Below are 14,867 nucleotides of genomic sequence, written 5' to 3' on the forward strand. Positions count from 1 at the left end.
GTTGGGCTAGTCGAACTTGATGTCGAAGCTCTCGTGCTTCACCTTGCTGGCGTACTGGAAAAACATATCGCCGGCAGAGACCAACTGCTGGTCCTCATGGCTGGCCGTACGGTAGCCGTCGCGGTGGTTGGCGATGGCGCCGGAGCGCACATTGGCAATCAGTTTCGTCTCGCCACCTTCGCGCGAGTGGTCGATCGTATCGATGAAGCCGTAAGCGCCAGGCTCCGCATGCAGGAACGAGTGATCGTCCGGATCGAAATAGAAGTCATAGACAGTTGTCGGCGCGTCCTTGTAGCCTTCGTTTTCGACAAGCAGAAGCTTATCGGGCGTTAAGCCGGAATCACGCTTTGCAATGAGTTCGACCGTGAATGTCGACGCGGCCGTGCCCAAGCCATAGACAGGCTCAGACACGGTAATAAGCGCGTTGGGCCAGTATACCAGCCCGGCGACAGTGATGTCGCCTTTACCGTTCCAAAAGCCATAGGTGCCGGTCGTACAAACGATCTTGATGCCAGAGCGAACGACGGCAATGCCATCGTCCAGCACGTCTTGCAGGCGTGTTGGGAAGGTCATTTCTTCCTCCGCCTACGACTCTGCAATATGCCGGCCGTCATCGTTCCGATGTTCGCCTGCAGTAGCGTCATTTCGGAATCTCCACCAAAGTGAACGAAGCAGTCGGGATAAGTTCGTCCGTGATTTCAAACGACCCTGGCATCACGCGCATGTTGGCAATCGGATTCTTGAACCGCATAACCGCACCAGCCGTGATGTACGCAGGAACGGTTGGTTCAACCGTGACTGTTATGCTGTTGCCAGATGCAACGCCGCCAGTCCGTATGCGAAACAACGCATTGTACTCGCCAGTCGTGGCCGAGATCAGGTCGCCCGCGCCGAGGGTTAGCCCGTTGTCGACGCTGTTGATTACCAGGCTGTTGCCTGTAATCGAAACCAGATTGCCGTTGTTCGCCAGCTTTGAGTTGGAGGAGTCGCCCCAATAGGCGCGTGGTATGCACATGTGCTTCGGCGTGTAGAGCACCGTTTGCAGTCCGCCCCTACACGCATCCTTGAACGCCTCGACTAAGAGGCGCTCCGAAGCGAGTAGCGGAACGGTGCGCATGGCGATCGTCCAGTAGGCATCTGCATACTCGACAAAGGCCATAGCGCGCGTTCCGGAGCGCGAGACCGACACGGAGTCCACAATCTGCGGATAGGATGCCTGAAAGTTGACGGCGGGAAGGTCTATTGTGCTCACACCATCCCCCTTATTTTAGCCTCGCGGTTGGCGCGCACAACTCGGTTGGTGAAGTCGCTATCGATTTCTTGAATGATCGCGTTCATCGTCGTCATCGCATAAATCAACACATCGACTTGCGCCTCTAAGGCGGCTATGCGCTCGTCGCGCTTGTCCACCATATCCATCACACCATCCCTCGCGTCTTGGCTTCCCGCAGCGCCTTGACGACGCGCGGAGTAAAGTCCTTGTCGAACTTCTTGAGCGCGTCAGTCACCTGTTGGCCTGTATCATTGCCGCCGCCCTGCATCTGGATGACGGGCGCAAAGGTCACGCTTGGCGCGAAGTTCTGATTGGCTGGCGCCTGAATGCGCGGTATCGACGGAGCAGCAATAGAGCCACCGCGGCGCAGAGCCTCGACAGCAGCTACGCCACCATTGCGGCTCACATCGTCCTGACTGAACACCACCTCGCCCTTGTGGACGAGACCTGCGACCTTTTTCTTGCCGCCAGGGCCAGTGTAACCACCGTCCGCATATAGGCCACCAGTGCCACCAGGCGCAGCCGGGAACGCACCCGCACCGCCACCAAAGATCGAACTGAAGATGCTGCCTATACCACCTGCACCGCCACCGGATGAATTGGCCTGCAAGATGGCGTCGACTAGATCGTTTTCGATCTTGTCGATGATCTTGTCCAAGGCGTTTTCAGCGATCGTGGCAAAGTCCTGCCAGTCGAGCTTGCCGTCATCCAAGGCGGATCGCAGATCGTCAAACGCACCTTTGAGCACGTCACGCTGCAAGTCTTGAACTTCCTGCGCCTTGCGCAGCTCGTCGGCTTGCTTTGCGTAGGCGTCGGATACGTCATCGATCGCCTTGACCTGTGCCGGCGAAAGCTGTGCATTCTGCCAGTCTGTGTCGCCCTTTTTGCGGGCTTCCTCGCGGACTTGCTTCAGTGCCTCTTGCTCGAGGTCGAGCGAGACCTTGCGCTTTTGCTGGGCTTCGAAGGTGAGTCCGAGGGAGTTTAGCTCCTCGTTCAGCGCGGCAGTGCGGTCGCGGATGGATTGAAGGTCGTTCGCAAATCGGTCATCGGCGGTCTTTTTTGGCGCCCTGGCACCGTGGCTCTTCTTGGCAAGTTTCTCTTGCTCTATCTGAAACTGCGACTTGGTGGCATTAGCCCTATCGGTTTGAACCTGATCTTCATTCTGAAACTGCCCACCCCCGCTGTAGACGGGGGGGATAGTTCCAAGTGGCGAAAGAACCTGATTTGTTGCGTTGCGGGCCGCAATGACTGCATTGAAGAACTTTTCCAACTCGGCGATTGGGCCGGCCAGATTGAGGTTCGTTGCTGACAATCTATCCAATGCCGCAGTAACTTCGTCGGCACTTGCCGACCCGTCTCGTGCCTTGTCGAATAGGTCTTGCAGTTCCTTTTGGGCTGATTTGGAATCTATGCCAGCCAGCGCACGTTTGAAGCCGTCAGCATTGTCGATAGCGTCAGGGAAAGCGCCGCTAACCGTCTCTACGACAGACGCAGCGTCTAGTGCGCCTTTGGCAAAAGTAAGCAGATCCTGCGCAGGCCCCTTTAAATTAGGATCAGCCTGCCCGATCGCAGTGACCGCGTCGGTGAAGATCCGGAGCGCGCTCGTGTCCTTTGCGCTGTTTTTCAGATCGTTGAGAGCATCCTCGAAAGGTTGGAACTGTGCCTTAACGAATTCTCTTGTACCGCCCCCGCGACCAACGCCGCTCTGCGTGGTGGCAGACGAGAAGATATCATTAATCGCCGCCTGAAGTTTTGCCTTGGCGTCAGCCAAATCCTTGTCGTTGACTAGTGCGGCTGTGCCCGCACTAACCTGAGCATATTTCTGCTGTTTGCCGACAACTTCATCGTAGGCATCGCCAAGGCGTTTGATATTCTCCGCGTGGCTCTTGAGAATTTCGTCCAACGAGCGGATGGAAGTACCGCCTAGCGCGAGATACGCCGCGGCGGCTACGCCAGCTGCGGCAATGGCAGCAGTGGCCAGCGGGAACTTTGTTGCTAGAGATACCGCCTGTGCGCCAAGACCCTTAAGCGACCCGGCTACGCCACCCGGTCCCTCTTGCAGCGCGCCATAAACCTGTCCAGCCTGCGATGCAAAAATCTGCATTGCCGGCGCGCCAAGCGCAAACATCGTAACGACGTCATTGCCCTGCCGCGACAGATTCAGCAATTGGTTGGAAGTTATCTGCGCGCCCTTGCCTACGCCGTTAATGCCAACTGCTACATCCGCAAGCGCGCCCTTCCACTCCTTAAGCGGCTTGGCGCCCTGACTTGCAATGCCCATCATATCGTTGATGCGCTTTTGCACAGGAGACAGGGACCGATCTATGCCCTTGCCTAAGCCATCGAACTGCTTTTGGATTCCTGTGGTAGTCGTGCCTATATCCTGGCCGAGTTGCTTAAGCTGCCTTTTGATGGTAGTAAGGTCGGTAGATACAGAAATTAGAAGGTCATCGGTCTTATCGGCCATTTATGGACCTTCCAGCGAGGCAACGTTATGAAGTTTCTTGTGGGTGCGGCTAGCTTGGCGATAATTGCAGCCACAGGCTTTTATTTAACCAGCCAGTACGTCGCATACCGAACCGATATCGCACGCCAGAAAGTGGCCTCCGATGTGCAATACTGCGAACAGCGCCTTGGCGAACTAAAGAAATTCCGCCTTAACGGAACTCTTCCTGCGGCACTGTCGGAGAGTTCAATGGATTTTATCGTCGGCGGGTGCGCATCAAAGGATAGGGCGTTTGCGGCAAGAGCATTGCCTTACCTCTCTGCAGTAGAGGCTTCGAGTCTCAGGGCATCCAACTAACCATACCTAGCCACCAAGGCCGCCAACTCTTCGTCGCTCGGCGCTTCGTCCTTCTTGCCGCCGCCGTTAGCGTCGTTGAAGCCTTCAATTGCCAGCATATATTCGGTAATTGTCGATCGCCAGAAGACGTCAGGCGTCCAATGAAGGACGCCAAACGCGCCCTTCATCCAATCTCGCCATGGGAACGGCTTTTCTACCCCGCCACCACCGGAGCGGCGTCTCCGTTTCCCTCGTCATCACTAAAGTGATGCGAAAGGGCAACCGCGAATGCATCAGCGCAAGCCTTGAAGTCTTTAAGCTTCATCTTGGCCTGCGCGGCAACCCAATCACCCTTTATGGTAAGCAACTCGATAGCGGCGTGCGTTGCCGCCACTTCCACGCCCGACAGGCGCACGAACAGATCGGCAAGTGATTTGCACTCGAGCCGCGTCGAGACTGCGGCCAGACCCGCCATAGTGGCCGCAATAACGAGGTCAACGCCGCCAACCTTAAGTGCGACTTCCCCTCGTGCGCCGTTGACCTCAAGTGTCATGATTATACCTCTGCAACGAAGTCAAGTGCGCCGGCAGCCATGAAGGTGGCGTCAAAGCCCATTGTGCCTTCCTGCTCGCCGTTCAGCGTGAAGTCGGTCACATACCAGGCGCCAGTGAAGGTGCCCAAGCCAGGCACGATGACTTTCGCATTGAAGACAGTCGCATCCGTGACATACGCCATGAATATCGTCTGGTTTGCTCCCGCAACAAACTTGCCAGAACCGGTAAACGTGCGGTTCTTGATGCCAGGGACGCCGGTCTTCTGCGGTGTGTCGCCAGGATTTTCGCAATCAGGAATCGTGGTGTCGACGTCATTGGCCGACATGTTGAAACTGCGTGTCTGAATGCCGCAAAGATTGGTGAAGACCTCAGGGCTGGCTCCGTCGCCGATCTGGATGAGCAAGAGGCGGCCAGTCTGCTGGCCTGGGGTTACTGCCATGGGTAGGCTCCATAAAAATAAAGCCCGCATGGCGGGCAGTTGTTGATTTTGGGGTGGTTAGTTTGGTCTACGCGGCTTCGATCACGGCTTCGAAGTCGACAACGCCATGGCCGGTAGTTCCGTCTGCGTCGTAAAACACGCGTTCGCCGGTATGAGCGAGCGTCACCAGGCGATTGTTCGGCAGGGCAAGCGGGTAGTGATGCAAAGCGTTAGCGACTTCCCATGCTATCGCGCGAGCGTCTTGCAGCGCACCGCCGCCATTGGGCAACGGATTGCTGTCGTCTGTCCAGACGTGGACTGTCAGGCTGGCAATTACCCCCGACACACACTGCATATCATCACGCCGTGTCGTAACGTCGTCAATCGTGACGTAGGGCGGCGAATACGATGCGGGCGGTCGATAGAATATGCGAGTGGCCGCCACTAGTGCCGTAAGGGGCGCATAGCCACGCAGCCGCGCTGTGGCGACGCCGACAAGTTCATGTGCCGGTGCGGCCATTTAGTTCCCCGATGCAGCTTTGACGGCCTTGCTAATAGCGCGGCTGATTTTGGCCTTGGCTGTTTTGCGGTACGCCTTCCATGTGTAGAAGACGAAGGGATGAGCACGGGAGCCGGGGTGATTAACGGACGGGGCGGAGACTAGGCTGCCGTCCTTGCCAGTAAACGCTAAGTTCTTGCCGTTGCGCCCGGTGATCTTATGCGGAGCTGTGCCGTACTCGATAAACTTCCAAGTGAAATCAGCGTATACGCCAGTCGCGTCCGGATCCTTGGACTGTTGCCCGCCAACTGGCTTTACGCCAGGCATATCCGCTTGGCGCGCCCCGATGATGCTGTCTTTCAGAACGCCCGTCGCGCCGACTGGCGCACGGCTGGAGATGCGGCTTGCAGCCTCGCGCGCAACCTCAATCTTTGCCTGTGCGGCTGCCTTGCTGGCTTCCGGCACTAACTCATCAAGGCGACGCTGCAATGCCTCGCGGCCAACGATCTTGGTTTGGAAGGCCATTAGGAACTCTCGCCCTCCACAACAAGCATCTCGACATACTGAGAGCGCTCGTCAGGATTCACGATCGTCTTTATGTTGAAAACGCGCACGGGAGCACCATCCACCATGCCTTTGCGAGCATCGTAGACGCGCCACGCAGGCGTGACGGCGCGGGTATTGGAGCAACTACGCACTGTCAGATTATAGGGCTGTAGGGCCGCTAGACGGGCCGCTGTAACCGTTTCAACGTCGGCACCGAACTTCGGAGCGAGGCGAGCGGAGATGGTGAATACATCCTCGAAAGGCCCGGTTACAGTTCCTCCGTAACCATCCTCGCGGATACCGCGCGCTTGGAACGTTACCTTGCAATTTAGAGACCCTGCACCGGATCGCTTGGCCATGGCGCTTCGTCCTTATTCGTTTTGCGCAACCGCACAGCAACTCCGGCGGCTAAGGCCAACTCGGCACATGCGCGTGGAACATTGTAGTCACCAGCCCGGTAAGCCACAGTGCTTCCCGCAAGGCGCCAGTTCCACGGCGTGCTAAAACGGACCCACATTAGACCTTGATAACGCCAGGCGCCTGAATATCGACGGTCAGGACCGTAGTCGACTTGCCGATCCCGATCAGGCAGGGATAGTCACCGGCCGCTACGTCCGCCACAGGGCAAATTCCGCCCGCGGTCCCAGATAGCCAGTAGCCCGTGCCAGCCTCAATGGTGCCGCCGATCGTGACGTCGCCCTTGGTGACAATAGCAACGGGCTGACCCGTGGCCGCGCCATTTAGCGCGACACCCTTCGGCGTGCGCACGATGGCGGAAGCGTTATCTGTGTCCGCCAAATTAAACTTGCCGGTCGCGTCTTTATACACGACCTGGCCGGCGGTGATTGCCGCAGCGGCAAAGCCATGCTCGATTGATGCGTTAGCGCCGACCAAGACGCCGGTCGCGGTGATGACAAGATCGGTCATTGATTTTCCTTTGCGCCGCAGCGCCTTTAAGTTGTCATTGCGACAAGTTCTGCGTCGCTAAAGGTTATGCTGGCCCCCATGGCGAACCGCTCGTTGAGGCCGTAGATCGATCGCGCGCCTGCGCCGTTCGTCCCAAGATCCCAGTGATCAAGCGTAGGCTCGGCCGTCGCCCCGGTGCTGACGCCAACAACGCCATTGCACGCAACCTTGATATTGCCAGTAGCATCGTAGAAGCCGGCGATCTTGTTGACGCTGCCTATGCCGGTGTTGAAGACCCCTGTCACCGTGGCAGCGGTTCCGGCCCCAGCCGCAAAGTTGACTGCATTACCAGTAATTACCGTGCAGAAAACGCTTGTCGCGCCTGTGATGACGCCTGCGCCAACACCTCTTTCGCTGCGGCCCTGCCAGTAAAAGCCGAACGGGGCGCGTGCGACGCCAATCAAAGGACCAAGGTCGGCTGCATCGGCTGTAGGCCGCGACTGACCAGGTGAAACGACTGCCGTTGTCGTGGTCACGCGATACTGGACAGGAATATTCACGCCAGCGTTGGCCGGGGTATGCAGCGAGCAGAAATCAACCGCGAAACTGTCACCGCTGGTGCCGATCCGAAAACCGCATACCGGGTTGGTTACGAGCGTCTGAACGATGAACTTCTGCGAATACGCTGCAGTGATACCCGACACCGCCTGCCACGTCGTGCCGCCGTCGACGGTCATTTCCAGCGTGCCGGTACCGACCAGGCGCTTGATATCGACCGCGAACAGGAAGGTGTTCTGGGCGAGAGTGATCCCCTGAGTGACGGTTCCGCCGTCAGCAGTCGCAGTGATCGAAGAAGCAGCATTGTTGGCGCCGTCCGCGCCGACCTGATTTTTTGTCGCCGTCAGGTTGGTCTTTGTCCACGCGGCGTTCGTCAGATCGCGGTTCCACAGCGCTCGTTGGCTATGCGCCGGATACTGCCAATGGCCACGATCGGAGCGCCGCAGGCCAGCATTGGTGCAAGCCACCAGCAACCCGGCCGCATTGGGAACAAACGTCGCGCCAACATTGTTCGGGTCGCGGAAAGCGCGACCGTCGTTGGTGTTGTTGCCGTAGGGCTGCGTGGTGCCCTTGGCTGTGCCTGCAGCAAAGTTGACATCATAAGTAAAGCGCTGGAACGGATCAGTGGGGCCGATGGCCTTCCCCCTTGCCATCGCGGGCCGCATAAGCGGCCCGAAAAGAGGGTCAAATAGCCTGCTCATGCCATCAACCGCTGAACGCTCCGCACGTAGCACCAGCAGCACGAGAGAAGCGGTAAGTGCCGGGTGCGGAGATCATGATCGAAGGAACGTCAGACGTGAGGCGCCCAACTTGGTTGTAGGCGGCTCCATCATCTTTAAGATAGATGATGACAAGCGCGTTTGCGTCGACAACGCCCTTAAGCCCAACAGTAATCGGAGTGCCTGCGGCAACCGTTACGTCAGCTGAGTCCGCTGCCGTGGATCCCGTAGCAAGAATCTGGGTTGCCATGATTTTCCCCTAGTTACGCAACTGGCTTCGTGGCGGCATGGCCGAGGAGGATAGACGCACCATACACGGCACCAGTCGTGGCACCTGCGACGGTCACAGATACGCGCAGATAGCGCTTGGCCCCGAGGTAGCCGACCTTATAGACCTTGCTAGCCGTGCCAGACGAGCTGACAACGGGCTTGGTACCCTGATAGAGACCGGCCGCTACAGACGCGAACGTCGAATTGTCGTCCGAATCCTGAATATCGAAAGTGTGGGTGCCGTCCGTCCACGCGCCTGCGTGGATGACAAGAACGGCGCCAGAGAAGCCAAGCAGGTCAACGCCGGTACCGTTAGCGGTGGCATTGCGAGCCGCGGGGGCGAACGACTGGATAAAGCCAATGTCGTTGTAAGAGTCGCGCATTTTGTTTGTTCCTTGGCGGCCTTGGCCGCGGCTTAATAATAACGGTGATTGCTCAGCAGCGAATCGAAGGTTGTCCAATTTGCTTCGCTTGCGCTCTCGCGGCTTTCATAAAGGTCCGCTATGCGCAGTAAAATTGCATGCTTGACGGCGGGTTCAACGGCTCCAAAGCCCACAACAGCCGTCAGCGTTATGAGGGATCCGGATCGCATCGATGGCCACGCCTGGCCGTACTTCAGTACGACGGCATCGCCACGCAGTTCGTAAACCGTTGTCGCAAGGGTCTGCGGTGCGCCGCTGTCATCAACATATGAAATCGACGTAACCGATTGAACGGGTCGCACAGGCAAGTGCGACAAGTCGCACCAGTCCTCGCCCTGCACTTCAACCGTCTGCTCAGCCAGAGAAACGCCGCAGTATTTTTCAGCGTGATTGCGCGCCACCTTGACCAAATCGGTCAGATAGTCATCCTCGTCATTGAAATCGGTAGCGCGAACCTGTCGCTTCGCCTCTGCGAGTGTTACCGGCTCATCAGTTGCCGCTATTGTTACTGTCGGCTGAAGCCACATCTCGCTTTCGCCTTTCCGCAGTCGGTGTCGCTACCGCGCGTTCAATCTTGGTTTCCGCAACTGGAATTGCAAAGCCAGCCTCGATAAGGCGAATAGCGTCTGCATCGTCCCAATCTGGTTCATCGCCAGCGTTGAACGCTCTGTATGCACCAGCAAGGCTCACAAGCAGTTTGATTTTCATATCGCCTCCAAGAGGTGGGGCGCCCTTTCGAGCGCCCCCTTTAGAATTACGCCTGGACGAGATACTTGACTGCCTTGGTATCGAGCAGTTCACCGTCGAAGCGGATCAGTCCGGCGATGCCCAGATCTGGCCAGAAGCGCTCACGCAGAACGCCAATGACGGGCGAGCCGACCTTGCGAACCCAATACTTACCGAAATCACCAAAGATCACGGTCTTGTTGCCAGTGGCGATGCTAGCGATGGCCTGGTTGATATAGTAGCGATAGCCAAGAACGCGAGCCGGCTCCTGCGTCTGATAGTCTCCGTGAGCCCACAGATAGTTGCCCTGGCCGTCCTTCAGCTTGCGGATGGCCGCCAGCGTGAGGTCGTTGAACTGGAACGCAACCTTCGGCGACTGGCGATAGGCCGGGTCAATCGAGTGGATCAGGTCAATCAGTTCGTCAGACGCAATGGCCGTGGCCGAAGCTGCGGTCTTGCCGAGCGACGCAGCGGTAACGATGCCGTTCGGCGCCGAAGAGCCGGTGCCGGTCGTGAGCTGGGCATTGGCCAGACGGCCAAGGCGCTCGCCAAGCAGGTCGGCAAGCAGGGCTTCCATATTGAAGATGCTGTCCGCCGCAAGCTGCCAGGAGAATTTCACGAACTTCGTATTGAAGTCGTAAGCCTCGAGCTGCTTCTGACCAAACGCGGCATCAGCCGAGCCGTCGTCAGTGAGCGCTGTGCCTTCCGTGCCCTGTACGCCGGTATTGCCGGTGTCATCCGTGGTCGGGATCGGCAGGGCATTGCCAGACGAGGTATTCAGTTCGCTGACGATGTTGCCATCGTACATCGGACCCCAAGCCTTCATGGCCTTGACGAGCATGTTCTGCAGTTCAACCGGGACAGTGTATCCGCCAGCGGTGTTGGTGCCGCCCGTCTGGATACGCGTTTCGATATCCTGTACGCCAGCGCGGAGGACGGCGCGCTCTTCAGCGTCGAGTGCGTCCAGCGAGGCGCCACCAGCGAGGAACTTGTGGAACACCTCACGGTATTCTGCCTTCCTCGGCTCGTCGGTGCCGCGAGTATCGGTGTCGCTACCGGTCGGGCGCTTAGCCTTGCGCTCTTCCTCGGCAGCCCTGTTGATGCGCTCTTCGGCGGCGGCCATGCGCTGCTCGCGTGCGATGTCGGCCTCGATCTTGTCGAAGTCAGCCATAATCGCGTCGTGGCGAGCGTCAAGCTCTGCGGCGCGCGCTTCGTCAGTGTTGGCCTTGATGGCGTCAAGCGCTTCGCGGGCCTGCGTGACAAGACGGCCACGCTTTTCGTTCAGTTCCCTGAGAGTCATTGCAATATCCATATGAAAAAGGCCGCACAAATGGCGGCCGTGGGGGTTGAAATGGCAGGACTTTCCGTCCGGCCCTCCGGCTAAGCCGGGTGACTACGGAGCGTCCTGCCGGATGCCCCGAATTCGCTGCTCCTGCTGAGCTTCACGCTCGGCAATACGCCTCTTGGCTGCGGCTGCGTCAGCCGCGCGCCTTTCGGCGTCTTTCTTGTGCTGTTCTGCTTCTTGGCGGGCCGCCTCTAGGGAGCGAGCGGCAAGCGTGGTGTCGGGATAGGCTGGATTAGCTGTCGCCGTCACTTCGTAAAGTTCAGCCTCAATCACGGTGCGTTTCGGCAAATCGCCAGTGTCATCCCACTCCTGCTTTGTGGCGCGGAATGCAAAACTCATACCGCTGACATCGCCACGCTCAACGAGCGTCCACAGGTCATTTCCGTCCGAAGTGTCGGGGACGTCGATCTCTACAGCAAGACCCTTGGCGTCCTCATACAGGCGCAATGTCTTTGAGCGCGTCCTACCCAGTACCCGGCCCATATCGTGGTCGTAGAGCGCCAGGATGTCGCCGCCGATTGCCTTACTAAAGGCACCTGGCGCGATACGTTCAACGAAGTAATCACCAATCGTGGTGTCGCTGTTCCATACCGCAGCATAGCCTACCAGCGTACGCTTGCCATCGGCGGCACGCATTTCTACGCCTAGCGAACCGCCGCGCTTTTCAATCTCAGTCATGCGGCAGCAGCCCCATTTGGTTTGTTGTCGTTTGCGGGTGCAGACTTTTCCGGCGTTGTTGCCGCGGCGATATTGCTACCAAGAGGCACCGTCGCCCCTTGGATATACAACTTGTCGCCTTCGGCCATCGCCGGCCTATTGTCCAACGCGCGGCCTTCGTTCGGCGTAAGCAGGCCATTCTGCACAGCCTGGCCGAGGCCGTTCATGCGGGTAAGGAAGTCGCCACGCAGGATGCCATCAAGATTGTGCTCGACGTACTTGCCGGCGCCACCATTGCGACCGAACAGCTTGAGGTTCAATTCGTCCTCAAAAGCCTCGGCCCACTGGCCAACAAGGTGCTGCACCAGCATCAGGTTCTGCTGCTCGGTGTTGCTGAACGTCGCCCCGATCAGGTCTTGCAAGAATACCTTCGGCAACTGATAGATGCGGGCGATCTCTTCTACTTGGAAGCGACGGGCCTCGATCATCTGCCCCTTGGCCGGATCCAAGCCAACCGGGTTGAGTGTGTATCCAGCCGGAATTGGGAAAATCGGCTCATTAGCATTCTTGGCGGCGTCGACAGACCGTTTGATATCTGCCTGTGCGCGCTTAATGCCGTCCGCGCCTACCGGTAGCGGGCCAGTCAATGCCAAAGGCGGCACACCGCCACCGGCAAAGAAGTTGCTGCCATAATCATTCATGGCCAAGGCAAGCTGAATAGCTTTCGACCCCATAGTAATCGGGCCGTAGTGCCTCAGCCCGTCATGCCAGAGCATGAACGGGACATCGATAACGTCCTCGGCCGGGTATGTCTTTACCGGATGGGCCGAGTCGCCAAACTGATAAAAGACCCTGCCGCCATTGCGCTGAATGGTCGTTCGCGTCGGGTCCATCGGCCAGATAGAGTCAACACCCTGCGGCGTGCGGTCGATCCATGCTAATCCGCGGCCACCAGTAAAAACCTGCTGCCAGAACCACTGTCTGAACTTGAACGAACCCTGTTCCGGGTTCGGAGCGTCGTGCAGTAGCGCCTCAAGGCGGCCAGTAAGCTGCTTGGGTCCTTCTTTAGTGTCGCGGTACGCGTGCAGCGGCAACGCCGCTAGTGTCCGCGACAGGAACGCGACAGCAGCCCACACAGAAGGCACGCTCAAGGCGCTATCGATCGTCACTGCGGGCAGATTTATCGACTGGATTCCGAAATATGCCAGGAAATTCTCGGCGCTTACCGGTATGTTCTGGTTTTCGATGGAATCGCGCCGTTCAGGTGCCTTATCCGCCTTTTGGCGGGAAAATACGTCAAATATTCCCATTTATCCCGCCAAATTAAGCTGCGTTCAAGACGCTGAATTCTGGATCGTCCCAAGGACTGCTCGGCTCTTGGACTGTCACAGCCCCATCCACCGCAGCACCAACCGCCATGCAGAGCGCAACGGCGGCGTCGATCTTTTGTGTCGACTTCTTCTTCGATAGGAACTGATTTCCCATCTCGGGTTCGGTCTCGACATGGGCGGCCATGATGGCGCCAAGGATAACCGGGCTTTTCCGTATCCTTATGCGCTCTTCAAGGATGAGCGTTTCTAGCGCTGCAAGGCTCCCAGGCATCCAAAGTCCCAAAGGAACTTCTTCGCCAGCGGCCTTTGCCGCCTCGGCCTTGTTGGCGTCAGGCTTTGCGCGCTTCTTGCCACCCTGCGGGTGCATTACTGACTTAATATCAAGCCCGTACTCGGAAAGCTCATTTTCGAAATCGTCAAACCGATATTTGTCATATGCTAGGACGTCTATGCCGTGGTCCGTGTGGATCTTGGCAAACAGCGCCGCAACGTGATCATACCGAATTGAAGTGCCTTCCGGCGCACGCAGATAGTTGTCGTTGTACCACTGCCGATACGGAAGACTTGACGCTTTCGCGCGCTCGTCCATCGTGTCGCGAGGCGTCCACGCCTCAATCCACGCATCGTATGTCGGAAGCACAACAACCGCGCCATCTGTGCGCGTTACCTCTTTGCCGCCCGTCTCAATAACGAAAGCCGCTGCGGTAAGGTCGATCTTGCCAGACAGGTCAAGGCCGGCGGCATTAATGCGCTTGCCCTTGTGAACCTCGTAAGGGTCAAACTCCGCCATAACACGCTCAACAAGCGGGCGCGGTATCCATGTGGTTTCAGACTCGGTCCATACGCAGAAGTGCAGACGAAGGATGTTACCGCGCTTGGATGGAATGTCGCGCGCCTGCGCGACGTTCTTTTCCATGTACTCATGCGTCAGAATGACGCCAAGCAGCGGATTTGCCTTCACCCAACATGACGGATCGGTGAACGGGTCGTCGTCCTTATCCAGAGCGCACACATACGAAAACGTCGTGTCGTCTATCGGATCCCCGACGTACGTATAATCGTCGTCAAGCAGTTCTTTTGGGACGCCGGCAGCAACTGAGCATGCATGGTGATGCTCATCCCAGCAGACCGATGTACGGTCAAAGCCAGAATTGGTGATCATCACCATAAGCGGCTGACGTCGGAATTTGAATCCGCGCTCGAGCATCTCGATCACGCCGCTATTGGGGTGCTCGTGCAACTCGTCGCAAAGCGCCACCGTGGGGCGCGGTCCGGACGAGGCTCCCTCACGGGATATGACCCGAAAGAACGAGCCCTTTTTCAGGTAGGCGATATTCTCGACAAATTGCCCCGTGCCGCCGCTCATGTGCAGCTTGGCGTCGAGAAGCGGCGACTGCCGCACCATGGAAACGGCGTCCTGAAACAAGACGAAAGCCTGCGCCTTGTCCTTGCCTGCGGCGTATATCTGCGCGCCTGGCTCGCTGTCTGCAACCAGCCCGTACAACCCGATAGCAGCCGCCATCGGTGACTTGCCGTTACCTTTGCCCATCTCGATATAGGCTCGGCGGAACCGACGAAAGCCATCAGCCTTCTTCCACCCGTACAAAGAGCCTAGAATGAATTCCTGCGAGGCGTGCGGATTGAACGGCTTGCCGTCGAACTGGCCGTCCTTGAGCTTGCATACCGTGCGGCAGAACCTAAGAATGTCATGCGCAGCAGCAAGGTCAAAGTGCAGCCCGCGCTCAGCACCATTCTTCAAATCGTCAAGATGTCTTTGGCATGCATTGCGGACGTGCGGCCCGGCTACGATTTCTCTTGCGACAACGGCGCGAGCGTAAGCGGTAATAGGATCGTTCGACCC

At 57.9% G+C, this 14,867-nt stretch carries 19 protein-coding genes and 1 pseudogene; all 20 read right to left on the reverse strand.

Annotated elements, in window-relative coordinates; all coding sequences use genetic code 11:
* Nucleotides 1-6: 6 nt before the first annotated feature.
* The 20 genes and pseudogenes from FJ959_RS08845 to FJ959_RS08935 all read right to left on the reverse strand — a co-directional run bounded on the left by FJ959_RS08845 (nucleotide 7) and on the right by FJ959_RS08935 (nucleotide 14,765).
* Nucleotides 7-573: a hypothetical protein gene (locus FJ959_RS08845; RefSeq protein WP_140629626.1), complete on the reverse strand. Its 567-nt coding sequence runs from the start codon at nucleotides 571-573 to the stop codon at nucleotides 7-9.
* A gap of 67 nt (nucleotides 574-640) precedes the next feature.
* Nucleotides 641-1,159: a hypothetical protein gene (locus FJ959_RS08850; protein ID WP_210239501.1), complete on the reverse strand. Its 519-nt coding sequence runs from the start codon at nucleotides 1,157-1,159 to the stop codon at nucleotides 641-643.
* 89 nt (nucleotides 1,160-1,248) lie between these two features.
* Nucleotides 1,249-1,419 carry a hypothetical protein gene (locus FJ959_RS31625; RefSeq protein WP_181181025.1) on the reverse strand — a complete coding sequence of 57 codons (171 nt, stop codon included), beginning with the start codon at nucleotides 1,417-1,419 and terminating at the stop codon, nucleotides 1,249-1,251.
* Complete coding sequence (locus FJ959_RS08855) at nucleotides 1,419-3,740, reverse strand: phage tail length tape measure family protein (protein WP_140629631.1); 2,322 nt, start codon at nucleotides 3,738-3,740, stop codon at nucleotides 1,419-1,421. The genes FJ959_RS31625 and FJ959_RS08855 overlap by 1 nt, the downstream gene beginning before the upstream one ends.
* A gap of 332 nt (nucleotides 3,741-4,072) precedes the next feature.
* A pseudogene (locus FJ959_RS08860) lies at nucleotides 4,073-4,249 on the reverse strand (phage tail assembly chaperone); the annotation flags it as partial.
* Between the two features lie 20 nt (nucleotides 4,250-4,269).
* A complete protein-coding gene (locus tag FJ959_RS08865; RefSeq protein ID WP_140629637.1) occupies nucleotides 4,270-4,608 on the reverse strand; it encodes a hypothetical protein in 339 nt (112 codons plus the stop codon).
* A 2-nt stretch (nucleotides 4,609-4,610) separates the two neighbouring features.
* The gene (locus tag FJ959_RS08870; protein ID WP_140629640.1) at nucleotides 4,611-5,048 is read right to left on the reverse strand and encodes a phage tail tube protein; all 438 of its coding nucleotides are present in this window, start codon (nucleotides 5,046-5,048) and stop codon (nucleotides 4,611-4,613) included.
* Between the two features lie 67 nt (nucleotides 5,049-5,115).
* Nucleotides 5,116-5,547, reverse strand: a complete 432-nt coding sequence (locus FJ959_RS08875; protein WP_140629643.1) for a DUF3168 domain-containing protein — start codon at nucleotides 5,545-5,547, stop codon at nucleotides 5,116-5,118.
* A complete protein-coding gene (locus FJ959_RS08880; RefSeq protein WP_140629645.1) occupies nucleotides 5,548-6,051 on the reverse strand; it encodes an HK97 gp10 family phage protein in 504 nt (167 codons plus the stop codon).
* Entirely contained in the window at nucleotides 6,051-6,431 is a 381-nt protein-coding gene (locus FJ959_RS08885; protein ID WP_140629648.1) for a head-tail adaptor protein, read from the reverse strand. Before FJ959_RS08885 ends, FJ959_RS08880 begins: the two co-directional genes overlap by 1 nt.
* A 157-nt stretch (nucleotides 6,432-6,588) precedes the next feature.
* Nucleotides 6,589-6,999, reverse strand: a complete 411-nt coding sequence (locus FJ959_RS08890; RefSeq protein WP_140629651.1) for a hypothetical protein — start codon at nucleotides 6,997-6,999, stop codon at nucleotides 6,589-6,591.
* Between the two features lie 26 nt (nucleotides 7,000-7,025).
* Nucleotides 7,026-8,237 carry a hypothetical protein gene (locus FJ959_RS08895; RefSeq protein ID WP_140629654.1) on the reverse strand — a complete coding sequence of 404 codons (1,212 nt, stop codon included), beginning with the start codon at nucleotides 8,235-8,237 and terminating at the stop codon, nucleotides 7,026-7,028.
* 4 nt (nucleotides 8,238-8,241) lie between these two features.
* Nucleotides 8,242-8,505, reverse strand: a complete 264-nt coding sequence (locus tag FJ959_RS08900; protein WP_140629656.1) for a hypothetical protein — start codon at nucleotides 8,503-8,505, stop codon at nucleotides 8,242-8,244.
* Nucleotides 8,506-8,518: 13 nt separating this feature from the next.
* Complete coding sequence (locus FJ959_RS08905; RefSeq protein ID WP_140629658.1) at nucleotides 8,519-8,908, reverse strand: hypothetical protein; 390 nt, start codon at nucleotides 8,906-8,908, stop codon at nucleotides 8,519-8,521.
* Nucleotides 8,909-8,940: 32 nt separating this feature from the next.
* Nucleotides 8,941-9,474, reverse strand: coding sequence for a phage head-tail connector protein (locus FJ959_RS08910; RefSeq protein WP_140629661.1), 534 nt, complete (start codon nucleotides 9,472-9,474; stop codon nucleotides 8,941-8,943).
* On the reverse strand, nucleotides 9,437-9,655 hold the full coding sequence (locus tag FJ959_RS08915) for a hypothetical protein (RefSeq protein WP_140629664.1): 219 nt from the start codon (nucleotides 9,653-9,655) through the stop codon (nucleotides 9,437-9,439). The genes FJ959_RS08910 and FJ959_RS08915 overlap by 38 nt, the downstream gene beginning before the upstream one ends.
* A 46-nt stretch (nucleotides 9,656-9,701) precedes the next feature.
* Nucleotides 9,702-10,973: a phage major capsid protein gene (locus FJ959_RS08920; RefSeq protein WP_140629667.1), complete on the reverse strand. Its 1,272-nt coding sequence runs from the start codon at nucleotides 10,971-10,973 to the stop codon at nucleotides 9,702-9,704.
* A gap of 93 nt (nucleotides 10,974-11,066) precedes the next feature.
* Nucleotides 11,067-11,696 (reverse strand): HK97 family phage prohead protease, encoded by a 630-nt coding sequence (locus tag FJ959_RS08925; protein ID WP_140629670.1) that lies wholly within the window; start codon nucleotides 11,694-11,696, stop codon nucleotides 11,067-11,069.
* Entirely contained in the window at nucleotides 11,693-12,985 is a 1,293-nt protein-coding gene (locus tag FJ959_RS08930) for a phage portal protein (protein WP_140629673.1), read from the reverse strand. Before FJ959_RS08930 ends, FJ959_RS08925 begins: the two co-directional genes overlap by 4 nt.
* A 13-nt stretch (nucleotides 12,986-12,998) precedes the next feature.
* Entirely contained in the window at nucleotides 12,999-14,765 is a 1,767-nt protein-coding gene (locus tag FJ959_RS08935) for a terminase TerL endonuclease subunit (protein WP_246680790.1), read from the reverse strand.
* Nucleotides 14,766-14,867 lie beyond the last annotated feature (102 nt).

This window comes from Mesorhizobium sp. B2-2-4, assembly GCF_006442375.1.
In the GTDB taxonomy this organism is placed as follows: Bacteria; Pseudomonadota; Alphaproteobacteria; order Rhizobiales; family Rhizobiaceae; genus Mesorhizobium.